This window comes from Mycobacterium malmoense, from assembly GCF_019645855.1.
Lineage (GTDB): Bacteria > Actinomycetota > Actinomycetes > Mycobacteriales > Mycobacteriaceae > Mycobacterium > Mycobacterium malmoense.
The window spans coordinates 2,092,787-2,113,923 of the sequence record NZ_CP080999.1 but is presented as its reverse complement, the minus strand read 5'-3'; the positions used below and the strand labels follow the sequence as shown (position 1 = coordinate 2,113,923).

Annotated in this window: 19 protein-coding genes and 2 pseudogenes; 6 read left to right on the top strand and 15 right to left on the bottom strand. The window is 69.9% G+C overall.

Annotated features, from left to right (window positions below):
• Nucleotides 1-10: 10 nt before the first annotated feature.
• From carA to pyrR, 5 genes are read right to left on the bottom strand one after another with little or no spacing between them, the layout of a single operon-like run.
• On the bottom strand, nt 11-1,129 hold the full coding sequence (gene carA, locus K3U93_RS09950) for a glutamine-hydrolyzing carbamoyl-phosphate synthase small subunit (protein WP_083010844.1): 1,119 nt from the start codon (nt 1,127-1,129) through the stop codon (nt 11-13).
• Nucleotides 1,126-1,635, bottom strand: coding sequence for a PH-like domain-containing protein (locus tag K3U93_RS09945; protein WP_083010843.1), 510 nt, complete (start codon nt 1,633-1,635; stop codon nt 1,126-1,128). The genes carA and K3U93_RS09945 overlap by 4 nt, the downstream gene beginning before the upstream one ends.
• Nucleotides 1,632-2,924 carry a dihydroorotase gene (locus K3U93_RS09940; protein WP_083010842.1) on the bottom strand — a complete coding sequence of 431 codons (1,293 nt, stop codon included), beginning with the start codon at nt 2,922-2,924 and terminating at the stop codon, nt 1,632-1,634. The genes K3U93_RS09945 and K3U93_RS09940 overlap by 4 nt, the downstream gene beginning before the upstream one ends.
• Nucleotides 2,921-3,877, bottom strand: coding sequence for an aspartate carbamoyltransferase catalytic subunit (locus K3U93_RS09935; protein ID WP_071512862.1), 957 nt, complete (start codon nt 3,875-3,877; stop codon nt 2,921-2,923). Before K3U93_RS09935 ends, K3U93_RS09940 begins: the two co-directional genes overlap by 4 nt.
• Nucleotides 3,874-4,425 (bottom strand): bifunctional pyr operon transcriptional regulator/uracil phosphoribosyltransferase PyrR, encoded by a 552-nt coding sequence (gene pyrR / locus K3U93_RS09930; RefSeq protein ID WP_083010841.1) that lies wholly within the window; start codon nt 4,423-4,425, stop codon nt 3,874-3,876. Before pyrR ends, K3U93_RS09935 begins: the two co-directional genes overlap by 4 nt.
• Before the next feature lie 140 nt (nt 4,426-4,565).
• Between pyrR and K3U93_RS09925 the strand changes: the two are divergent.
• From K3U93_RS09925 to K3U93_RS09905, 5 genes and pseudogenes are all read left to right on the top strand, one after another.
• Nucleotides 4,566-5,817: pseudogene (locus K3U93_RS09925) on the top strand (HNH endonuclease).
• 10 nt (nt 5,818-5,827) lie between these two features.
• Complete coding sequence (locus K3U93_RS09920) at nt 5,828-6,484, top strand: class I SAM-dependent methyltransferase (protein ID WP_083010840.1); 657 nt, start codon at nt 5,828-5,830, stop codon at nt 6,482-6,484.
• Between the two features lie 5 nt (nt 6,485-6,489).
• Nucleotides 6,490-7,695, top strand: coding sequence for a serine hydrolase domain-containing protein (locus K3U93_RS09915; protein WP_071512858.1), 1,206 nt, complete (start codon nt 6,490-6,492; stop codon nt 7,693-7,695).
• Between the two features lie 2 nt (nt 7,696-7,697).
• The gene (locus K3U93_RS09910; RefSeq protein ID WP_071512857.1) at nt 7,698-8,237 is read left to right on the top strand and encodes a GNAT family N-acetyltransferase; all 540 of its coding nucleotides are present in this window, start codon (nt 7,698-7,700) and stop codon (nt 8,235-8,237) included.
• 50 nt (nt 8,238-8,287) lie between these two features.
• Nucleotides 8,288-8,701, top strand: a pseudogene (locus tag K3U93_RS09905) (FAD-binding monooxygenase); the annotation flags it as partial.
• Here the strand turns inward: K3U93_RS09905 and K3U93_RS09900 are convergent.
• The 7 genes from K3U93_RS09900 to K3U93_RS09870 form a co-directional block, all read right to left on the bottom strand.
• Nucleotides 8,668-11,355, bottom strand: a complete 2,688-nt coding sequence (locus tag K3U93_RS09900; RefSeq protein ID WP_176219986.1) for a fumarate reductase/succinate dehydrogenase flavoprotein subunit — start codon at nt 11,353-11,355, stop codon at nt 8,668-8,670. The pseudogene K3U93_RS09905 and the gene K3U93_RS09900 overlap by 34 nt on opposite strands.
• Nucleotides 11,352-12,101, bottom strand: a complete 750-nt coding sequence (locus tag K3U93_RS09895; RefSeq protein WP_083010839.1) for an ABC transporter ATP-binding protein — start codon at nt 12,099-12,101, stop codon at nt 11,352-11,354. Before K3U93_RS09895 ends, K3U93_RS09900 begins: the two co-directional genes overlap by 4 nt.
• Nucleotides 12,098-12,955: an ABC transporter permease gene (locus K3U93_RS09890; RefSeq protein WP_071512854.1), complete on the bottom strand. Its 858-nt coding sequence runs from the start codon at nt 12,953-12,955 to the stop codon at nt 12,098-12,100. The genes K3U93_RS09895 and K3U93_RS09890 overlap by 4 nt, the downstream gene beginning before the upstream one ends.
• The gene (locus K3U93_RS09885) at nt 12,952-14,340 is read right to left on the bottom strand and encodes an ABC transporter substrate-binding protein (protein ID WP_083010838.1); all 1,389 of its coding nucleotides are present in this window, start codon (nt 14,338-14,340) and stop codon (nt 12,952-12,954) included. Before K3U93_RS09885 ends, K3U93_RS09890 begins: the two co-directional genes overlap by 4 nt.
• A gap of 16 nt (nt 14,341-14,356) precedes the next feature.
• On the bottom strand, nt 14,357-14,587 hold the full coding sequence (locus K3U93_RS09880; RefSeq protein WP_071512852.1) for a 4Fe-4S dicluster domain-containing protein: 231 nt from the start codon (nt 14,585-14,587) through the stop codon (nt 14,357-14,359).
• Nucleotides 14,584-15,276 (bottom strand): GntR family transcriptional regulator, encoded by a 693-nt coding sequence (locus K3U93_RS09875; RefSeq protein WP_230981666.1) that lies wholly within the window; start codon nt 15,274-15,276, stop codon nt 14,584-14,586. Before K3U93_RS09875 ends, K3U93_RS09880 begins: the two co-directional genes overlap by 4 nt.
• A 245-nt stretch (nt 15,277-15,521) precedes the next feature.
• Nucleotides 15,522-16,979 (bottom strand): FAD-dependent monooxygenase, encoded by a 1,458-nt coding sequence (locus K3U93_RS09870; protein WP_083010836.1) that lies wholly within the window; start codon nt 16,977-16,979, stop codon nt 15,522-15,524.
• An 82-nt stretch (nt 16,980-17,061) separates the two neighbouring features.
• Here K3U93_RS09870 and K3U93_RS09865 point away from each other — a divergent pair, with 82 nt between their 5' ends.
• A complete protein-coding gene (locus K3U93_RS09865) occupies nt 17,062-17,673 on the top strand; it encodes a TetR/AcrR family transcriptional regulator (protein ID WP_071512891.1) in 612 nt (203 codons plus the stop codon).
• A gap of 133 nt (nt 17,674-17,806) precedes the next feature.
• On the opposite strand, the gene cas7c is transcribed toward K3U93_RS09865, so the two are convergent.
• The 3 genes from cas7c to cas5c are packed head-to-tail and all read right to left on the bottom strand — an operon-like array spanning nt 17,807 to nt 21,124.
• Complete coding sequence (cas7c, locus tag K3U93_RS09860; protein WP_083010835.1) at nt 17,807-18,712, bottom strand: type I-C CRISPR-associated protein Cas7/Csd2; 906 nt, start codon at nt 18,710-18,712, stop codon at nt 17,807-17,809.
• 1 nt (nt 18,713) lies between these two features.
• Nucleotides 18,714-20,456: a type I-C CRISPR-associated protein Cas8c/Csd1 gene (cas8c, locus tag K3U93_RS09855; RefSeq protein ID WP_083010834.1), complete on the bottom strand. Its 1,743-nt coding sequence runs from the start codon at nt 20,454-20,456 to the stop codon at nt 18,714-18,716.
• Complete coding sequence (gene cas5c / locus K3U93_RS09850; RefSeq protein WP_071512847.1) at nt 20,456-21,124, bottom strand: type I-C CRISPR-associated protein Cas5c; 669 nt, start codon at nt 21,122-21,124, stop codon at nt 20,456-20,458. The genes cas8c and cas5c overlap by 1 nt, the downstream gene beginning before the upstream one ends.
• Nucleotides 21,125-21,137 lie beyond the last annotated feature (13 nt).

Here is a 21,137-nt window from a genome sequence, read left to right as displayed (position 1 = left end):
GAAGGGGGGGTCATGGGCGACCGCCCATCAGGTCGACGAACTGGTCGAACAGGTATTCCGCGTCGTGCGGGCCGGCGGCGGCTTCGGGGTGGTATTGCACCGAAAACGCCCGGCCGCTGGCGAGTTTGACGCCCTCGACCGTCCCGTCGTTGGCGCAGGTGTGGCTGACGATCGCCGGGCCGAACGGCGTGTCGAAGGACTGGCCCGCCTCCCCTTCCAGCGCGAAACCGTGGTTCTGCGCGGTCACCGCGACCCGGCCGGTGGCGTGGTCGATGACCGGGATGTTGATGCCGCGATGGCCGAACACCATCTTGTAGGTGGACAACCCCAGCGCCCGGCCCAGGATCTGGTTGCCGAAACAGATTCCGAACAACGGGATTCCGGCGCCCAGCACCTCGCGGGTGAGCGCGACGACGTGGTCGGCGGTGGCGGGGTCGCCGGGGCCGTTGGACAGGAACACGCCGTCCGGCCTGAGGTCGGCGATCTGCTCGAAGGTCGCCGACGACGGCAGCACGTGGCTGCGGATGCCGCGCCGGGCGAAGTTGCGCGGGGTGTTGGTCTTGATCCCCAGGTCCAGCGCGGCCACCGTAAAGCGCTGCGGGCCTTCGGGTTCCACGGTGTAGGTCTCGGGCGTGCTGACCTCGCCGGCAAGGTCGGCGCCCAGCATGGACCGTTGGCCCCGCACCCGATCCAGCAACTCGGCTGGGTCGGCAAGCGCGTCACCGGAGAACACGCCCGCCTTCATCGAGCCGCGGCTGCGCAGGTGCCGGACCACGGCCCGGGTGTCGATGCCGGCGATCCCGACGATGCGCTGGCGGACCAGCGCGTCCTCCAATGTGCCGGTGGCGCGCCAGTTGGAGGCGCGCGGCGACGGGTCGCGCACCGCGTAGCCGGCGACCCAGATCTTGTCGCCGCGGCTCTCGGCGTCCTCGCCGTTCCAGCCGGTGTTGCCGATCTGCGGCGCGGTGGCCACCACGATCTGGCGGTGATAACTGGGATCGGTCAGCGTCTCCTGATAGCCGGACATGCCGGTGGAAAAGACGGCTTCCCCGAGGGTTTCGCCGATCTCGCCGAACGGCGTCCCGGTGAAGACGCGACCGTCTTCGAGCACCAGCAGGGCCTTATTCACGCGGCCTCCTTCGGCCAGCCATCCAGCCAAATCCCGTACTCGCCACGGTCGTTGGCCCGAAACCCGGTGTCGATCTCGACGCTCGACGGCAGCCGCCATCGGATCGCCAGTATTCCACTGCGGGCCGCGACCTTGCCGGCCAGCACGCGCTCGGTGCGGACTTCGGTGATCGAGCCCTGGGGAATCCAGATCGGGCTGGCGTGGGAGCGTTCCAGCAGGATTCCTTCGGGATAGCGGCTCAGCACCGCCTTGCTGCGGTAGCCGAGGTCGCCGGCCGTGATCCGTTCGCTCCGTTCCGGCGCCAGCGTGCAACCGACATAGACGCCCCGAAGCGTGGTGGTCGCGGCGCCCACCTCGTCGGGCACGGCGGGCAGGTCGCCGATCAGCTCCTCCTGGCGCTGCGCGCGACGGCGCCAGCCGAGCATCATCAGCTGGATCACCACCGCGATCACCACCACCAGCACGGCCGCGAAGATCAACGACCCCACCAGCGTTCCCGAATTCATGCCGGGCTCTTTCCGTCCCGGGCGGTGACCTTTCCGCGCAGCAGGGTGGCGGTCACGGTGGCGGGCAGGGTCATCGACTCGTAGGGCGTGTTGGCCGACCGGCTGGCCAGATCGGGCCCGGTGACCGTCCAGGTGGCGTCGGGGTCCACCACGGTCAGGTTGGCCGGCTCGCCCACCTCCAGCGGCCGGCCCTGATCGGGCAGGCGCGCGATGCGCGCCGGATTCTCACTCATCACCCGGGCGACGTCGCGCCACGTCAGCAGCCCGGGCGCCACCATCGTCCGCACCACCACCGACAGCGCCGTCTGCAACCCCAGCATGCCGGGGCGCGCCGCGGAGAACTCGCAGCATTTCTCGTGCTCGGCGTGCGGGGCATGGTCGGTGGCCACACAGTCGATTACCCCGTCGGCCAGCGCTTGACGCAACGCGACCGCGTCGGCGGCCTCGCGCAGCGGCGGGTTGACCCGGTTCACCCCGTCGTAGCCGGCCAGCCTGCCGTCGTCGAGCGCCAGGTGATGCGGGGTGACCTCGGCGGTGATCGAAATGCCTTGCGCCTTAGCCCATCTCACGATCTCGACGGTTCCGGCGGCCGACGCGTGGCAGATGTGCACCCGGGCGCCGGCGTCGCGGGCCAACAGGGCGTCGCGGGCGACGATCGATTCCTCGGCGGCCCGCGGCCATCCCGACAGGCCCAGCCGGGCGGCGGTGGGGCCCTCGTGGGCGACCGCGCCGACGGTCAGCCGCGGCTCCTCGGCGTGCTGGGCGATCAGCACCCCCAGCCCGGTGGCGTACTCCAGGGCGCGGCGCATGATCAGCGGGTCGTGCACGCAGACGCCGTCGTCGGAGAACATCCGCACCTGCGCGGCGCCGGCGGCCATCATGCCCATCTCGGTGAGCTCGGTTCCGGCCAGCCCGACGGTGACGGCGCCGACGGGATGCACGTCGACCAGGCCGACCTGCTGACCGCGGTGCCAGACGTGGTCGGTGACCACCGGGCTGTCGGCGACCGGGTCGGTGTTGGCCATCGCGAACACCGCCGTGAATCCGCCCAAAGCCGCTGCGGCCGAACCGGTTTCGATGTCCTCGGCGTATTCGCGGCCGGGCTCGCGCAGGTGGGTGTGCAGGTCGACGAATCCGGGCAGCAGGATCTGGTCGGTGGCCTCGATGACGTCCGCGTAATCGGGGATCGCCAGGCCTGTGCTGATGTCGGCGATTTGGCCGTCCTCGACGAGCACGTCGACGCGGTCGCCTTCGCCGTAGAGCCGGACCCCGCGGATCAGGACGGTCATGCTACAGCCTCCTCGGCCCCCACGAGCACGTGGAACAGCACCGCCATCCGCACGTGCACCCCGTTGGAAACCTGTTGCAGCACAGCCGATTGCGACGAGTCAGCCACCGAGGACGCGATCTCCATGCCGCGCACCATCGGCCCGGGATGCAGCACCACGGCATGCCCGGGAAGCATCGCCTGGCGCCGGTCGGAAAGCCCGTACCGGACCGAGTACTCGCGCACCGACGGGAAGAAGCCGCCGTTCATCCGCTCGGCCTGCACCCGCAGCATCAGCACCGCGTCGGCGGCGGGCAGCTCGGCGTCGAAGTCGTAGGAGACGGTGGCCGGCCAGCCATTCACCCCGACCGGCAGCAGCGTCGGCGGCGCGACCAGCACCACCTCGGCGCCCAGGGTGTGCAGCAGCGCGACGTTGGAGCGGGCGACCCGGCTGTGCAGGATGTCGCCGACGATCACGACGCGCCGGCCCTCGATGCCGCCGAGCCGCTGGCGGATGGTCAGCGCGTCGAGCAGCGCCTGCGTCGGGTGCTCGTGGGTGCCGTCGCCGGCGTTGATCACCGACGGGCCTTCCGAGCCAGCCTCGTTGGCGGCGGTCCACTCGGCGAGCAGGTGCGCGGCACCGGATGCCGGGTGGCGGATGATCAGCGCGTCGGCCCCGGCGGCCCGCAGCGTCAGCGCGGTGTCGCGCAGCGACTCGCCCTTGCCCACCGACGATCCGGCCGCGCTGACGTTGATCACGTCGGCGCTCATCCACTTGCCGGCCACCTCGAACGACACCCGGGTGCGGGTCGAGTTCTCGTAGAACATCGTGACGATGGTGCGGCCGCGCAGCGTCGGCAGCTTCTTGATCTCGCGGCCCACCAGGGCCTGGGCGAACCGGTCGGCGTCGTCGAGGATGGCGGTGGCGTCGTCGCGGCTCAGGTCGCCGGCGGTGAGCAGGTGTCTCGTGCTCATCGGGAGATCACCACGCCGTCGCGGCCGTCGTGCTCGCGCAGTTGCACGTGCACGCTCTCGGTGCGCGAGGTCGGCACGTTCTTGCCGACGTAGTCGGCGCGCAACGGCAGTTCCCGGTGGCCGCGGTCGACCAGCACCGCCAGCTGCACCGAGCTCGGCCGGCCCACGTCGCGCAGCGCGTCCAGGGCCGAGCGCACCGAGCGGCCGGAGTACAGCACGTCGTCGACGAGGATCACCAGCGCGTCGTCGATGCCGCCGGCCGGGATCGAGGTGACCTCCAGCGGCCGCGGCGGCTTGGTCATCAGGTCGTCGCGGTACAGCGTGATGTCGAGGGCCCCGTGGCCGACCTCCACACCGCTGTATTCGCCGATGTTGGCGGCCAGGCGGTTGGCCAGGGTCACGCCGCGGGTCGGGATGCCCAGCAGCACCACCCGTGGCGCGTCGGGGCCATCCAGCGCGGTCTTTTCGATGATCTGGTGCGCGATGCGGGAAATGGTGCGGCTCACGTCGGCCGCGGACATCAATTCCCTGCCGGTGGCGGCAGCCATGCGAGATCCTGACCTCCTTCTCCGCCTCGCCGGACGGATCGTTAAAGGATGTCGACTGCCCGGCAGCGTAGCACTTGGCCCCGTCCGGCGACGATGCGGTTGGATCGACGTGTCGGCGGCCTCGTGCTACACTCGAACACATGTTCGACTACTTGGCTAGGGTCGCCCCGGCGGCCGACGAATCGGCGCTGATCGCGCGGATCGCCGAGCTGGAGCGCGCGAAGTCGGCGGCCTCCGCGGGTCAGGCGCGGGCGGCCGCGGCGCTGGATGCGCTGCGCCGCTCCAACGAGGCCGACGCCGGGGTGCCGGCGGCCCAGCGTGGCCGCGGGGTGGCCAGTGAGGTCGCGCTGGCGCGACGGGATTCTCCCGCCCGGGGTGGGCGCCATCTCGGGTTCGCCAAGGCGTTGGTCTACGAGATGCCGCACACGCTGGCGGCGCTGGACGCCGGGCGGTTGTCCGAGTGGCGGGCCACGCTGATCGTGCGCGAAAGCGCATGCCTGGACGTCGAGGATCGCCGCGCGTTGGACGCCGAGCTGTGCGCCGACGGGTCGACGTTGGACGGGATGGGTGACGCCCGGATCGCCGCGGCGGCCAAGGCGATCGCCTACCGGCTCAATGCGCGAGCGGTGGTGGATCGGGCCGCCAAGGCCGAATCCGAGCGCACGGTGACGATTCGGCCGGCCCCCGACACCATGACCTGGGTGACGGCGCTGCTGCCGGTGGCCCAAGGTGTGTCGGTGTATGCGGCGCTCAAGCGGGCCGCCGACATTACGTTCGACGGCCGCACGCGCGGCCAGGTCATGGCAGACACCCTCGTTGAACGGGTCACGGGACGCGACGCCGCGGTGGCCCAACCGGTGGCGGTCAACCTGGTCATTTCCGACGAGACGCTGCTGGGCGGCGACGACACCGCGGCGACGGTCGACGGCTACGGCCCGATCCCGGCGGCGGTGGCGCGCCACCTGGTGGGCGGCGCGGTCGCCGATTCCCAATCGCGGGCCACGTTGCGCCGGCTCTACGGGTGCCCGAACTCGGGGGGCGTTGGTGGCCATGGAGTCGAGGGCGCGCCGCTTCCCGAAGGGGCTGGCCGCCTTCATCGGGTTGCGGGATCAGCGCTGTCGCACCCCATACTGCGATGCCCCGATCCGCCACCGCGACCACGCCCAGCCGCGTCGCCGCGGCGGTGCGACCACGGCGGCGAACGGGCTCGGGTTGTGTGAGCGCTGTAACTATGCCAAGGAGGCGCCCGGCTGGCGTGTCACCACCGAGGTGGACAAAAATGGTTCGCACACAGCGGAATTCATCACACCGACCGGGGCGCATTACCAGTCCACCGCACCACCGATGCCCGCGGCGCCCGGCGTCACGATCGCCGAACCGCACGCCGCGTAAGCTGGCGGAAATGACGGGCCCCCACTTTCCACGCCTCGACTTCGACGCCCTTTACCGCGGTGAAAGCCCGGCGGAAGGCTTCCCGGCGGTGACCACGCCGCCGTGGGATACCAAGGCACCCAAGGAGAACGTCATCGCGTGGCACGAGGGCGGCTGGATCCACGGTAACGTTCTCGACATCGGCTGCGGGCTCGGCGACAACGCCGTCTACCTGGCCAAGAACGGATACCGCGTGACGGGGCTGGACATCTCCCCGACCGCGCTGATCACCGCCGAGCGGCGGGCCAAGGACGCCGGCGTCGACGTGAGGTTCGCGGTGACCGACTCCACCAAACTCGAGGGCTACACCGAAGCGTTCGACACCGTCGTCGACAGCGGCATGTTCCACTGCCTGGACGACGACGGCAAGCGCAGCTACGCCGCCGCGGCACACCGGGCGACCAGGCCGGGCGCCACCCTGCTCATCAGCTGTTTCTCCGACGCCACCCCGCCCGATGAGGAGTGGCCGCGGCCGGCGGTGTCCGAGCAGACGCTGCGTGACGTCCTCGGCGGTGCGGGCTGGGACGTCGAGTCGCTGGAGCCCGCCACGTGGCGCCGCGACGTGGACGGGCACGAAATCGAGATGGCGTTCTGGTACGTCCGCGCGCGACGGCGCGCACTACCCTGAACCGGGTGAATCTGGACGTCAACCAGGCCTCCATCCGCGAAGTGTGCGACGCCGGCCTGCTCGCCGGTGCGGTGACGGTGGTCTGGCGGCGCGGAAAACTGCTGCAGGTCAACGAGATCGGCTGCCGGGACATCGACGCGGGCCTGCCGATGCGACGGGACACGCTGTTTCGGATCGCCTCGATGACCAAGCCGGTCACCGTCGCGGCGGTGATGAGCCTGGTCGACGACGGCAAGCTGACGCTGAAAGACCCGGTCGTGCGCTGGGCGCCGGAGTTGGCCGGGGTGCGGGTGCTCGACGACCCGCACGGTCCGCTGGACCGCACGCATCCGGCGCGGCGCGCCATCCTGATCGAAGATCTGCTCACCCACACCAGCGGCCTGGCCTACGGATTTTCGGTGTCCGGGCCGATCTCGAAGGCCTACCTGCGGCTGCCGTTCAACCAGGGCCCCGACGCCTGGCTGAGCGAGCTGGCCAAGCTGCCGCTGGTGCACCAGCCCGGCGACCGCGTCACCTACAGCCATTCCATAGACCTGTTGGGCGTCATCGCTTCCCGCGTCGAGGGCAAGCCCTTCCACCAGGTTCTCGACGAGCGGGTCCTGGGTCCGGCGGGCATGCCCGACACCGGGTTCTTCGTCTCCCCCGAGGCGCGCCGACGCGCCGCGACCATGTATTCGCTCAACGACAGTCACCGGCTGCGGCACGACGTGATGGGGCCGCCGCACATCACCCCGCCGTCCTTCTGCAACGCGGGAGGCGGCCTGTGGTCGACCGCCGACGACTACCTGCGGTTCGTGCGGATGTTGCTCGGCGACGGGACGGTCGACGGGGTGCGGGTGCTGTCCCCCGACTCGGCCCGCCTGATGCGCACCGACCGGCTCACCGACGACCAGAAGCGGCACAACTTCCTCGGGGCGCCGTACTGGGTCGGCCGCGGGTTCGGGCTGAACCTGTCGGTGGTGACCGACCCGGCGAAGTCCACCCCGCTGTTTGGGCCGGGCGGGCTGGGCACGTTCAGCTGGCCCGGCGCCTACGGGACGTGGTGGCAGGCCGACCCGAGCGCCGACCTGATCCTGCTGTACCTGATCCAGAACCTGCCCGACCTGACCGTCGACGCGGCCACGGCCGTCGCGGGCAACACGTCGCTGGCGAAACTGCGCACCGCGCAACCGAAATTCGTCCGCCGCACCTATCGCGCGCTCGACCTTTGAAGATGGTCACCTACCTCCCCGACCGCATCACCGGGCCGCGGCTGGTGCTGCGCCCGCCCGTGCTCGACGACGCGGGCGCGCTCTTCCAACGGGTCGCGCGCGATCCGGAGGTCACCAGGTATCTGCTGTGGGCGCCGCATCGCGACGTGGCGGTAACCCGGCGGGTGATCACCGAGAAGCTCAACGTCAGCGACGACGAGCGGACGTGGGTCATCGAGCTGCGGCACAGCGGCGAGGTCATCGGGCTGACCAGCTGCCGGCGCCCGGTGGCCCACTCGGTCGAGATCGGCTACTGCCTCGGAAGGCGTTGGTGGGGAAAGGGTTTCATGTCGGAGGTGCTCGACATGCTGCTGGCCGCCCTGCAGGCCGATCGCGACGTGTACCGCGCGTGGGCCACCTGCAGTGTCGACAACGAGCGGTCGGCGCGACTGCTGGAGCGCGCCGGTTTCTACCTGGAGGGCCGGCTGGCCCGCCACGCCGTCTACCCCACGATGGGACCCGAGCCGCGCGATAGCTTGCTGTACGCCAAGGCTTTACGGTGACCTCGCCGGTCAAGCGTGCGTCCCGGGCGGGAAAATCCCGAAATCCGCGCCTGGTCGCCGCGGCACGCGAGGCCGACGACTTCTACTTCGACGCGTTCGCCCAGGTTCACCTGGACACCTGGTCGTCAGGGCGGGTCACGCTGATCGGCGACGCCGGATACTGCGCGTCGCCGCTGAGCGGCATGGGCACCAGCCTGGCGCTGGTGGGGGCGTACGTGTTGGCGGGCGAATTGGACCGCTATCACACGGTGATGCGGCCCTACGTGGATAGGTGCCAGAACCTGCCGAACGGCATCGACGGCTACGTGCCGAAGTCCGCTTTCGACGTTCGCCTCATGATCTTGGTGATGAAGTACATGCAGCGCTGGCCGTTTCGCGGCCTCGCCGAACGCAAATGGTTTACCACCGCCGACGCCGTCGACCTGCCCAACTACCCGCCCTGTTCCAAGGCGCGACGCGCGTAGGCCCGCACGTCGGCGTCGCCGTCCTTGAGCGCGATGCGCAGTGCATCGCGGGCGGCGGGTTCACCGGCCCACCGGGTCAGGCTGAGCACGGCGGCCTTGCGCACGTCGAGATGCGCGTCGGCGACGGCGCCGGACAGCAGCGGCATGGCAAGTTCGGACGACGCACCCGCCAGCGCGCGGGCCGCGCCCTCGCGCACCTGCCACGCCGGCGCCCGCAGCGCGCGCTCGACGGCGTCGAAATCGACTTCGCCGCAGCCGATTTCACCCAGCGCGGCCAGCGCGGCGGCGCGCACCAGCGGGTCGGGATCGGCGAGCAGCGCGCTCACGGCGTCACCGCCGCCACGCAGCGTGGCCAAACCCGCGGCGGCCGCGATGCGGACCTCCCGGTTCTCGTCGGCGGTGGCCGCGACGACCCCGGCCACGTCGTCGACGGAAACGAGCGCCCGCACCGCCTCGATCCGCACCCGGTGGTCGGGATCGGCCAGCGCGCGGCGGTATTGGCCGGCGTCACCGGCGCGCCGCGCGGCCAGCAGGTAGACGGCGGCCGCGCGCACCACCGTGTCGTTGGAGCCCAGGTATGCCCGCGCGCAGGCGGGGTCGGGCAGCACCTCGACCAGCTCGCGGATTCCCTCGGCGCCGGTGCGGCGCACCGCGGCGTCGGCGTCGTCCAGCGCCGCGAACAGGGCGGGCGCGTACCCGTCCGGAATGTGCTCGGTCAGCGTGGCCACCGCGGTGCGGCGCACCCCGGGATCGGGGTCGACCAGATACGGCTCCAGGCCGGCGATCGTCGGCTCCTCGAGGGCCAGGACCTCGGCGATGCGCGGCGAGGGCGGCTCGAATGCGGTTGCGGCCGAGGCGACTCGGGACCGCGTGGTGGCCGGGGCCTGGCCGCCGATCAGCGGCGGCTGCGCCACCTGGTGCACCGTCTGGTCGACGGGCGGCAGGCCGTCCAGTTCGGGGACCGGCACGAAATACGGCGCCACCGGCCGCTTGAGGAACGCCATCCGGCCGTCGGGTCCCTTGTGCAGGTTGAGGTGATAGCCCCATTCGCGATCGTCGCGGCCCGGCAGGTCGGCGCGGTCATGGTAGAGGCCCCAGCGCGATTCGGTGCGGGTGAGCGAGGACCGGGCGGCCATCTCGGCGCAGTCCCGGATGAACGACACCTCGACGGCGCGCATCAGCTCGTGCGGAGTGCGGGCGCCCATCTCGGCGATCTCGTCGCGCATCCGGTCGAAGGTGCGCACCGCGAGGGACAGCTTGGCCGCCGTCTTCGGCGGCGCCACATAGTCGTTGACGAACCGCCGCAGCTTGTATTCGACCTGCGGCTGCGGCGGCCCGTCCGGATGCCGCAGCGGCCGGTAGATCAGCTCGTGCGCGGCGCGAAGTTGTTCGGACGGGAGTCGTTGCGGCGCAGGCACTTCCGAGAGAGCGGACGCGGCGTGCGTGCCGGCGAGGTCGCCGAAGACGAACGCCCCGATCATGTAGTTGTGCGGGACGCAGGCGAGGTCCCCGGCGGCGTATAGCCCCGGCACCGTGGTGCGGGCGTGCTCGTCGACCCAGACCCCGGACGCGGAATGGCCGCTGCACAGGCCGATCTCGGAGATGTGCATCTCCACGTCGTGGGTGCGGTAGTCGTGCCCGCGGTTGGCGTGGAAGGTGCCGCGGGTGGGCCGTTCGGTGGTGTGCAGGATGTTCTCCAGCGCGGTCAGCGTCTCGTCGGCCAGGTGCGACACCTTGAGGTAGATCGGCCCGCGGGCGGAGTCGATCTCGCTCTTGACCTCGGCCATCATCTGCCCCGACCAGTAGTCGGAGTCGACGAACCGCTCGCCGTGCGCGTTGACCTGGTAGCCGCCGAACGGGTTGGCCACGTACGCGCAGGCCGGCCCGTTGTAGTCCTTGATCAGCGGATTGACCTGGAAGCACTCGATTCCCGACAGCTCCGCGCCCGCGTGGTAGGCCATCGCGTACCCGTCGCCGGCGTTGGTCGGGTTCTCGTAGGTGCCGTACAGGTAGCCCGAGGCGGGCAGGCCGAGGCGCCCGCACGCCCCGGTCGCCAGGATCACCGCCTTGGCGCCGACGGCGACGAATTCGCCGGTGCGCGTGTGCAGCGCGGCGGCGCCGACGGCGCGGCCGTCCTGGACCAGCACCCGCACCGGCATCAGCCGGTTCTCGATGCGGATCTTCTCCCGCATCGAGCGTTGCCGCAGCACCCGGTACAGCGCCTTCTTGACGTCCTTGCCCTCCGGCATGGGCAGGACGTAGGAGCCCGAGCGGTGCACGCGGCGCACCGCGTACTCGCCGTGCTCGTCCTTCTCGAACTTCACCCCGTAGCGCTCCAGCCGCTGCACCATGGCGAACCCGCGGGTGGCGGTCTGATACACGGTGCGCTGGTTGACGATTCCGTCGTTGGCGCGGGTGATCTCGGCGACGTAGTCCTCCGGCTCCGCCTTGCCGGGGATGACGGCGTTGTTGACCCCGTCCATGCCCATCGCCAGCGCGCCGGAGTGCCGCACGTGCGCCTTCTCCAGCAGCAGCACCCGCGCCCCGTGCTCGGCGGCGGACAGGGCCGCCATGGTGCCCGCGGTGCCGCCGCCGATGACCAGCACGTCGCAGTCGAGGCGCACCGGCGTTGCGGAATCTGGGATCTGCATCATGCCGCCACCGAATGATCCAGCGCCGCAATGATTTCCACCCGCAACTCGTCCGACGGCCGGTCGCTGCGGGGATCGGGCACGTCGAGCGACGCACGCGGTGGCTGACCGGCCCGGCCCAGCACCACGATCCGGTCCCCCAGCGCCAGCGCCTCGTCGACGTCGTGGGTGACGAAGACGATGGTGGTCGGGTGGGTGCGCCAGGCCTCGATGAGCAGCCGCTGCATGGCGGCGCGGGTTTGGGTGTCCAGCGCCCCGAACGGCTCGTCCATCATCACCGCGCGCGGCGCCCCGGCCAGGCCGCGGGCCAGCTGGACGCGCTGGCACATCCCGCCGGACAGGTTCTTGGGCAGGTAGTGCCCGAAACCGGTGAGCCCGAGCTCGTCGATCCAGCGCTCGGCCGCCGCGCGCCGGGTGGCGCGGGGCTGGCCCCGCAGCCGCAGCGCCAGCTCGATGTTGGACCGCACCGTGCGCCACGGCAGCAGCGCGTTGTCCTGGAACACCATGCCGCGGTCACCGGAGGTGGTGGTGACCTCGGCGCCGTCGGCCAGCACCCGGCCGCCGTCGGGTATCAGCAGGCCCGCCAGCGCCCGCAGCAGCGTCGACTTGCCGCACCCCGACGGCCCGGTGAGCACCAGGATCTCGCCCGGCCGCACCGTCAGGCTCAGGCCGTCGATCACCGGAGTTCCGGTGTAGGACAACCGAACCCGATCCAGCTCGAGGCTCATACCCGCCTTGTTGAGGGTCATCGCGACCCCTCCTGCGCGCGCGGCAGCCAGCGCGTCACGCGGCGGCCCACCAGTTCGACGGCCGCCGACGTCGCGAACCCCAGCACGCCGATGGTGATGATGCCGACGAACACCTGCGGGTAGGCCAGGACGGTGTAGTCCTGCCAGGTGCGGTAGCCGACGCCGAGCCGGCCGGAGATCATCTCCGCGGAGATCACGCAGATCCACGCCACGCCCATGCCGACCGACAGGCCGCCGAACACCCCCGGCAGGATGCCCGGCAGCACCACCCGGCTCAGCACCTCCCACCGGCCCCCGCCCAGGGTGCGCACCGAGTCCTCCCACAGCGTGGGCAGCGCCCGCACCGCGTGCCGGGTGCTGACCATGATCGGGAAGTAGGCCGCCAGGAAGGTGATGAACACGATGCCGGCCTCGTCGGTCGGGAACAGCAGGATCGCCACCGGCACCATCGCGATCGCGGGGATCGGCCTGGCCAGCTCGGCCAGCGGACCGAAGACGTCGGCGAACACCCGGGAGCGGCCCAGCAGCACACCGGTCGCGACGCCGATCACGGCGGCCAGGCCAAAACCGGTGAGAATGCGGATCAATGACTGCGCCAGGTCAAGCCAGTACTCGTAGGCGCCGAGCCGGCGGTGCAGCGCACCGGCGATCTCGGTGACGGTGGGCAACGTGTCGAATCGCAGCAACAGCCGCGCCTTGCCGGCGGTGAGCACCTGCCACAGCCCGATCGCGGCGGCCACCGAGGCCAGCCGCACCAGCCGCGACCGCCACGACGAGGCGAGCCGTCGCGGCGGCGCCAGCGTGGGCGCCGGGACCGCGCCGAGAACGTGCTCGGACACCGCTTGGGCAGTCATACCGAACCTCCCAGTGCCTGTTGGTAATTCATGACGACGCCGCCCGGATGCGCGGCGATGTAGCGGCGCGCCCCGGCCGGGGTGCCGAAGGGAAGATAGTCCTGGCCTTGTTGCACCCACACCGCCTTGTCGGCGAACCACCGGGTGCCCAGCTCGGCGTCGGGAACGTAGGCCGCCCGAACCTTGGCGCCGTGGGCGGTCGCGTCCCTGACCGCGCGCAGCAGGCCGGTGGGGTTGGGCACCGTTTGGGTCGCATCGGTTCCGTCCAGCCAGAGTTCGCTCGCCAGCGCCGAATCGCCGGCGAGCGCCGAGGGGTTGGCGGTGGCCGCCCGGGCCGCGTCGTAGTTGCGCCCGCGGGCGGCGAACACCGCGCGTAGCGGCTCGTCGACGGCGAACTTCCCGATGTCGAGGTCGGCGAAGTCGCCGATCGACTTCAGGTAGGGCACATCGCTTTTCAGCGCGTCGGCCAGCGACGGCTTGAGTGTGGTGTCGAACGACGTGCCGCCGGGACCGTTGTAGAGGTAGACCACCTCCTGGGGCAGCCCGCTGGCCTGGGCGACGATGCGGGCGGCCTCCAGCGGCTTGCGGTTGAGGAAATCGGTGGCGTCCAGCTGTGCCTGCAGGAAGGCCGCGAGCACCTCCGGGTGCGCGGACGCGTACGCGCGCCGCACCACCACGCCGTGCAGGGTGGGCAGGTTCAGCTCGGCCCCGTCGTAGAGCAGTTTGGCCTTGCCCTGGTAGACCAGCAGGCCGGGCCAGGCGACGAATTGCGAAAGCCCCTGCACCTGGCCGGATTCCAGGGCAGAGGCGCCGACCTGCGGCTGCTGGTTGAGCACCTCGACGCCATTGATCCCGGCTCGGTTCAGGGCGCGGACCAAGGTGCCGTGGCCGGCCGAGCCCACGCTGGCCGAGACCTTGGCCCCGGCCAGGTCGGCCAGCGTGGCCGCCGACGAATCCGGCGCCACCACCACCATGTTCAGCGCGCCCTTGGGGTTGTAGCCGGTGACCGACACCATCTCGGTGCGGGCCAGCGGGTTGGCCTGCGTCTTGGAGCCGTTGATCAGCAACGGGTAATCGCCCATCGAGCCGATGTCGATCTTCTCGGCGAGCATCTGCGCGGTGATGGGAGCGCCGGTGTCGTAATCCTGCCATCGCACCGCGTATTTGGTGCCGGTTCGGGTGGTGATGTCGGCGAGGCGGCGCTCGAGGTAGCCCTGCGCGCGCAGCAGCGTGCCCGCGGTGACGGTGTTGATGGTCTTGGACTGGTAGCCCACCACGACGTTGACCACGCCGGAGGACTGCGACAGCGATTCCAGCGAGCAGCCGGACGTGACCGCGGCGACCGTGATCGCGACCGACAACAGCCGGAGGGCGTGCTTTTTCATTGCGGTTCTTTGTGTTTCAGCGGATGAGGTAGGGCATGTTGACCGTGACGGCGCCGGTCGGGCAGCGGGCCGCGCACGGGCCGCAGTACCAGCATTCGTCGACGTGCATGAAGGCTTTGCCGGTGTCGGGGTTGATGGCCAGCGCGTCCAGCGGGCAGACCTCGACGCACAGGGTGCAGCCGTCGATGCACAGCGACTCGTCGATCGTCACCGGCACGTCGACGCGGACGTTGTTGACCAGCGTCATGGCTTGCTCCTTATCGGCTCGGCTCTCATTAGAGAGCCCCGCATGGTGATTCGATCGCCCCGCATCCGGATGTATTCCAGGTCAACGGGTCTGCCGTCCTCGAGGCTGGTGAGCCGCTCCAGCATGAGCAGCGCCGCCCCGTCGGGCACCTGCAGCGTGGCCGCCGAATGCGCGTCGGCCGGGATGGCCTCCAGCGCCAGCGATGCCGAGCCCAGCCGCTGTCCGCTCACCTGCTCGATGAGCGCGAACAGATCGTTGGTCTCGAGTTGGTAGCCCAGAATGCGGCTTCCGATGTCCGGGGCCAGGTAGGTCAGGTCGAGGCTGACCGGAAGGTCGCCGAGGTAACGCAACCGCTCGATGAACACCGCCTGCTCGCCGTGTTGCAGCTGCAGCCGGTGAGCCACCGACGGCGGGGCGGTCACCGGCATGGCGGCCCGCACCTCGTTGCGGACCTCTCCGAGGTGCTTGAAGGTTTCCTTCAGCCCTAACAGCGCGTCGAGCCGGTGGTCGTACTTGCGCTGCGCGACGTGGGTGCCGACCTTGGGACCGCGGTCGATCAGTCCTTCATTCTTCAGGATGCCGAGCGCCTCGCGAATGGTGTTGCGGGAAACCAAGAATTCGGCGGCCAGTTCGTTTTCCGCGGGCAGCCCTTCCGGATAGGCCCCGGCGTGGATCTGCTGGCGCAACACGTCGGCCGCCCGGCGGGCACGGTTGGCGCGGGAGCCCTCAAAGCGCGAGATCCGTATGGCGTCGGCCACGCCGTCACGCTAATGCAGCTCAGGGGCGTATTGAGGGCGCCCAACCGCGGGCAAAGCGGGTGATCGGCCCATTACGCCAGCCGGTATTCGGCCGCGAACAGCCCAAACCCGCGGTCGTCCCGCCATTGCGCCACCCCGGATGCCGCATCGCCTTTCCGATCCCGGTGAGTAGAACCTCAATCGGGGAGCAGCCGTTTTCCGTAGGCCGCGAGCGCCTCCGGGTGCGTGGTGATGGCGCCGATGTGGCCGTCCGGGCGGATCAGTACCGCCCCGCCCTGCTTGACGTCGTAGGCCCGGTGGATATGGCGGTCGGCGTCGAGGAGGTCGGTGCCGATGCGGTGCGAGTGGACCAGGTCGTGGTCCAGCGTGGGCGCGTCGGGCCCGAAGCGCAGCAGCGTCCAGTGCGGGCCGGCGAACAGCGTGAACAATCGCGCCGGGTCACCGTTTCCGCGCAGGCACGGCGCGTCGGGCGCGCGGTCACCGGCGGCCAGCGTGCCGCTGCAGCCGTCGTCGAGGGTCAGCGGCCCGCCCCGGTAGCTCAGGTCGAGCTGGCGGGTTTCCTCCCCGCGCTCGCGGGCGTCGTCGCTGCCGCTCAGGAGCTTGTCCAGCAGCTCGGTGCTGATCCCGAGGACGCGCGAGGCGATCGGCAGTCGCTCGGCCTCATAACTGTCGAGCAGCGTTTCGCCATCCCGGGCAGCCCCGCCGGCCAGCTTCCAGCCGAGGTTGTAGGCGTCCTGCACACCGGTGTTGAGCCCCTGTCCCCCGGTCGGCGGGTGCACGTGCGCGGCGTCGCCGGCCAGGAACGCCCGTCCGGCCCGAAACCGTTGCGCCAGGCGGATATTCGGCCGCCAGGCGGTCGCCCAGGTCAGCTCGCGCAACCGGATGTCGGTCCGACCGGACACCGCGTCGACGGTGGCCTGCAGCCCTTCCAGGGTCGGCTGCACGCCGGCCGCGGTGGTGGCCACGACAAACGTGTCGGCGCCCCCGGCAAGCGGGGTGAAACCGAAAAAATCGCGGCCGTCCAGCATCCAGCCGTGCCCGTGGTCGTGGTCCAGGCCCTCGACCCGCACGTCGGCCAGCACCATCCGCGCCTCGTCGTCGGTGGTGCCGAGGAACGGGATGCCGAGCCGGCGGCGCACCGTGCTTCCCCCGCCGTCGGCGCCCACCAGGTAGGCCGCCCGCACGGATTCGCCGCCGCGCAGGCGCACCGTCACCGCGTCGTCACCCTGCTCCACGGCCGCCACCTCGGCACCGAGTCGCACGTCGACGCCGTAACCCGACAGCCGGGCCCGCAGGATTTCCTCGGTGCGCCACTGCGGCACGAACCACAGGTTCGGATAGGGCCGGTCGGAGCGCGGCGGCTCCGGCTCGGCCATCCGCCCCTCCCACACCACCGACTGCCCGTCGTAGACGCGCGTCAGCGGCGCGCCGATGCCGGCGGCGAACACCTCGTCGAGGACACCGAGGTCCTCGAAGACCTCCAGCGTGCGTGGCTGCAGCCCGTCGCCGCGGGAGCCCACCGCAAACCGCTCGGCCTTGTCGACGATCCGCAGGTCGACCCCGCGGCGGGCCAGCTCGATTGCCAGCGTGAGCCCGGTCGGCCCGGCTCCGGTGATCAACACCTGCGTGTCCATCGGCGCCCCTAAGATGAATTAGAATTCAGTGAATATTGATTCATACTGTGCCGGTGCTAGCTTGCCTGTCAAGGAGGTGGCGGTGAAACGCGTGGAACGGGCCGCCGGCACCGAGGCGGCGCTGAAGGACGCCGCCCGGCGCGTGTTCGCGCAAAAGGGCTATCTGAACACCAAGATCACCGACATCACCGCCGAGGCCGGTCGTGCGGCGGGGTCGTTTTACAACCACTTCACCGGCAAGGAGGACCTGCTCAAGGCGCTGCTGGCGGACCTGCTCGCCGAGAGCGACGAGCAGGTCGCCGATTCCCGGCACAGCCCCGACTTCACCGACCGCGCCGCCGTGCGCTGGCACATCGAGGCGTACTGGCGCTTCTACACCCGTCACACCGTGGAACTGACCGCGCTGCGGCAGGCCGCATTGGTCAACGCCGAGTTCGGCGCCCAGGTGCAGGCCCTGATGAACCGAGACATCACCCACATTCGCGATCACCTGGACCCCATCACCGCGGCCGGCCGCACGCTGCCCGGCTCTCCCGACGTGGTGTTGGCAATGTTCGCCGGGCTGCTGGACGGATTCGGATCGCACTGGCAGATGTCCGGCGGCCGGCTCGGCGACCGCCGCGTCGACGAAGACGAGGCCATCGACGCGCTGACCGATTTCGTCTACCGCGCGCTCAATGGACGGCCGGGATAGGGGTTACTTTCCCCACGCGGATCCCGGCGCGTCTCAGTGCTACGGCCCCCGTTCCGATCCTCGGCCTCACGGCCGCAACGATGACGAACTTATCAAGACGGCGAAGAGAACGCAGCGGATCTAGCGCTCGTCGTCAATCACCGATGAGCGTGTGCGTGACGCCAAGCGAATCGAGACCTGCGACGTCGACGTCGACGTGGTAGTCGCTGAAGTGGCGCGCCGGACCCTCCACCTTGCGGGTGACCGATACGCGACTGAACAGCCGATCGGGGTGGCAGCGCCCGTAACGGTCGTCATGGCTGAAGATGTGAATGCCGCGGCACCCGGTCATGCCGCGCGATGACGACCGATCGATCGACCACATGCGTTGCAGCGCGTCCCAGAAGACTTTGAGGTCCTCGTCGTCGAACCCCGTCTTCTCGGCAAGGGCGGGTGTCACGAATCCCAGTACGCGGAAAAGCGCATACGGCACAACGTGTTTCGTGCCCATCTCACGATCCTTGCCGCCCCTCTCACCCGCGGCAAACTTCGCCAAATCCGATTCCTTGGTCACCGCGACACGGGTAATCGTCAACTCGGATGGTTGTACGGGTTCGACGCTCGTGCTGATGCCCGCGATCTGAATCGGCCCGCGAAGCTGGCCCGCGGGATGGTCACCGGTGGACATGACCGCGCCGAAAGCGCGGACGTCGTAGTAGCGTCGGGCGAGTTCGACAGCCACCTTCTGTTGGTCGGCGACGGAGCGCTTGCTATTTGGCCGCATGCCAAGGCGTTCCGACGCGGCGCGGTGCCGCTGGTTGAGGGCAACGGCCTCGCCGACATAGATATCGAAGCCCTCACGGCCCGCGTAAGCATCGGCGATAAACGACCGGACTTTGCGCTTGATCGCCACGTCGCTGACCCAGGCGTGGCCCGTTTCGGGATCACCGCGCGGCGCCTTCTCGTTGTCCGGGTCTCCATTTGGGTTGCCGCCGGTGACGTCATACAGCATCAAAAAGTCGTGCCGTCTCGCGACGTCGAGATGGGCCGGCTTCGTCATCTCATGCCTCCTCGGAGGTTGTTTCGTCGGTGTCCGCCGGCGCGCGGCGGAAACCCGCCTGCCGTTCGTCCCAATAGCCGAGCGCGAAGTCGGCCTGTTGCTCCAACCCGAGTGCGGTGGGCCAGCCGCCCGCCTCGGCCAGCAACGCGACCAGCTCGGCCAACCGGCGCGAGATCGCGACCTGGGCGGCCTTGCCGCCGTCCGATCCACCGGCCGTCGCCAGGTGGTGGCTGGCGGTCTTGAAGAGGCCCGCGAAGACCCTTTTCGGCATCGTCGAGGCGCTGGCGTAGTAGCGGTCGGCGATCGTGCGGTTGACGTCGTCGCCGAGCGCGGCACGCTGTGCGGCGTCGAGCTGGGCAAGCATCCGGCCGCAAAGCTCTGCGGCCGTGTGGATTTCACCCATCCGATCCTCCTCGAGGTGCACATGGAGATTCAGGCATGCCAGGCGAGCGTCCACGGCTAGCCAGTCGACCCTGTCCCCCACACGGGGAACCGGAACGGCGCGACAACGGCCGACAAGCGCCGCCAACACCGGGCGTGGCAGTGGTGTGCCCGCCACCGCCGCGCGGGCGAACGCTTCGACGGCCCGGTCCTTGCGCGCCTTTCGCACGTTCCCCTCGTCGGGCGGGGCGGTCGCCTTGGCAAGGTGCCGAAAGGTGGGCCGGTAGGTCGTACCGTTCCGGCCCGGGCGCGCAATGAGCTCGAGCCACCGTCGTGTGCGTTGCTCGATCTCGGCGAGCGTGCTCACATGATCGAATCGGATCACCACCCGGCCCTCGGTCAGGGACAACTCGAGCAGGCGGAAGCTGTCCGAAGGCGAAAGTCCGGGCCAACCGGTCCACGGCTTTTCGAGGAAAGCCGCGACATCGTCGTCGAATGGCCGGGCGATCACGTTGAACGGATCGACTTCCATATCAGTGGCCAGCCACCAGACGAACGTCAGGTCGCCGAGACCGCGGTGGTGATGCGGATCGGCCAGCAACCAGTTGAGCGCCTGGTGGCTCCGAATCGCAACCGGCACCGCGATCCGGGCGCCGCCGGACTGGCTCGCGTTGTAACGTTCCGCGGCTACGAAATTCGCCGAGATCAATGCCTGAGGGGTTCCGGGCTTGACGGCCACGCCGGGCATTTTCCTGGCGAGCCGCGATCGGGCGCCCGAAACCTGGCACCACCCTTCGGCCTCGCCGACGAGGTCGTCACTGACGATCTCCGCCCACCAGTCTTGGACCGCGGGCAACTCGACGGGATTGACACCGTTGACCCTGAACGCGATTCGCCAGCCGGCCGCCGTCAGTTCCCCCTTGTAGTCGCGGTCGAACACGATGCCGTGGCGGCGAAAATCGCTGATCGCCCGATTCCGGTCGGACACAAAGCCGGCGACCACCCGCAGCTGCCGCGCCGCTGAACGGTCCGTGGTGTCCAGCGCCGCGGCCGCGTCGATGAGCAGATCCAGGAACGCCGCGTGGCATCTGAGCGCCCTAGCCTCGTCGCCAACGCGTCTGGGCAGGCCAAGAACATACCGGCCGTTGTCGCATGCCAAGAACGGTTTGACACCGCTCGTCCGGCCGATCTCCGGCACCGCCCGCACGGTTTCGTCCGGCGCCGTGTCGATGACGGACAGGCATCGCCCGTCGTCGTCGAGGTCGACGAGAAACCGGACGCGCTTACGCCGGTACCCGATCGGGGGCAATCGATCCGTGGCAACGAGTAGGCCGTGGAGCTCGTTCAGGCTCGCCAGCAGCATCAACGGCCCTTGAGCCGAGCCGGAACGGGGATGTCGTCGAGCACGCCACCGGTAACCGTCGCGCCGAAGAACTCGGGCTCGGTGAGCCGCCCGTCGTCGCCGTGATAGCCGAGGTCGAGGCTCATCGGGCCGACGGGGATCGTCAGGCTTGAAAGTGGCCGCGTCCCAGCGATATCGACGGGAGCGAACGACGCGGCATACTCGCGCAGCCCCAGATAGGGCGGCGCGAAAAACGCACCGCGCTCGACGCGCCGGCGAAACTGGTCACGGTACTTGGCAACCGGATCGGACGCGTGGGGCCGAAGCGATAGGCGCGCGAAGATGACGTAATCGACATCTCGAAGGAAGAGGTTGTGTCGCTGTGTCCGGTCGGCCAGCACGTTGATTTTGACGTTGAGGGTGGCGCGCTTCTTGACCTCGTTGCGGGTCATCGACACCCATTGTGGCTCAGCGAGTACCCAGATCCGGGTAATGATCCAGTCGAACTCGGGCTTCCAGAAGATCGACGAGAGCACACCGACCGCCGCGGGCGGTGTGATCACCGGGTAGGAGACGCGTTCGGTCGCGTACTCGGGCCGCGTGAAGCAGGCGAACGGACCCCACACGCGCACCGCGACCTCGTCAGGACGGCGGCGGTTCACCGGATCAAAGCCTCCATTTGTTTGCATATTGAAATATATT

What these genes read in the sequence shown, in the direction of transcription:
- K3U93_RS09945 (WP_083010843.1), bottom strand. Translation starts at nt 1,635, where the DNA reads ATGAATTCGGGAACGCTGGTGGGGTCGTTGATCTTCGCGGCCGTGCTG.
- K3U93_RS09940 (WP_083010842.1), bottom strand. Translation starts at nt 2,924, where the DNA reads ATGACCGTCCTGATCCGCGGGGTCCGGCTCTACGGCGAAGGCGACCGC.
- K3U93_RS09935 (WP_071512862.1), bottom strand. Translation starts at nt 3,877, where the DNA reads ATGAGCACGAGACACCTGCTCACCGCCGGCGACCTGAGCCGCGACGAC.
- pyrR (WP_083010841.1), bottom strand. Translation starts at nt 4,425, where the DNA reads ATGGCTGCCGCCACCGGCAGGGAATTGATGTCCGCGGCCGACGTGAGC.
- K3U93_RS09920 (WP_083010840.1), top strand. Translation starts at nt 5,828, where the DNA reads ATGACGGGCCCCCACTTTCCACGCCTCGACTTCGACGCCCTTTACCGC.
- K3U93_RS09910 (WP_071512857.1), top strand. Translation starts at nt 7,698, where the DNA reads ATGGTCACCTACCTCCCCGACCGCATCACCGGGCCGCGGCTGGTGCTG.
- K3U93_RS09900 (WP_176219986.1), bottom strand. Translation starts at nt 11,355, where the DNA reads ATGATGCAGATCCCAGATTCCGCAACGCCGGTGCGCCTCGACTGCGAC.
- K3U93_RS09895 (WP_083010839.1), bottom strand. Translation starts at nt 12,101, where the DNA reads ATGACCCTCAACAAGGCGGGTATGAGCCTCGAGCTGGATCGGGTTCGG.
- K3U93_RS09890 (WP_071512854.1), bottom strand. Translation starts at nt 12,955, where the DNA reads ATGACTGCCCAAGCGGTGTCCGAGCACGTTCTCGGCGCGGTCCCGGCG.
- K3U93_RS09885 (WP_083010838.1), bottom strand. Translation starts at nt 14,340, where the DNA reads ATGAAAAAGCACGCCCTCCGGCTGTTGTCGGTCGCGATCACGGTCGCC.
- K3U93_RS09880 (WP_071512852.1), bottom strand. Translation starts at nt 14,587, where the DNA reads ATGACGCTGGTCAACAACGTCCGCGTCGACGTGCCGGTGACGATCGAC.
- K3U93_RS09870 (WP_083010836.1), bottom strand. Translation starts at nt 16,979, where the DNA reads ATGGACACGCAGGTGTTGATCACCGGAGCCGGGCCGACCGGGCTCACG.
- cas7c (WP_083010835.1), bottom strand. Translation starts at nt 18,712, where the DNA reads ATGACGAAGCCGGCCCATCTCGACGTCGCGAGACGGCACGACTTTTTG.
- cas8c (WP_083010834.1), bottom strand. Translation starts at nt 20,456, where the DNA reads ATGCTGCTGGCGAGCCTGAACGAGCTCCACGGCCTACTCGTTGCCACG.
- cas5c (WP_071512847.1), bottom strand. Translation starts at nt 21,124, where the DNA reads ATGCAAACAAATGGAGGCTTTGATCCGGTGAACCGCCGCCGTCCTGAC.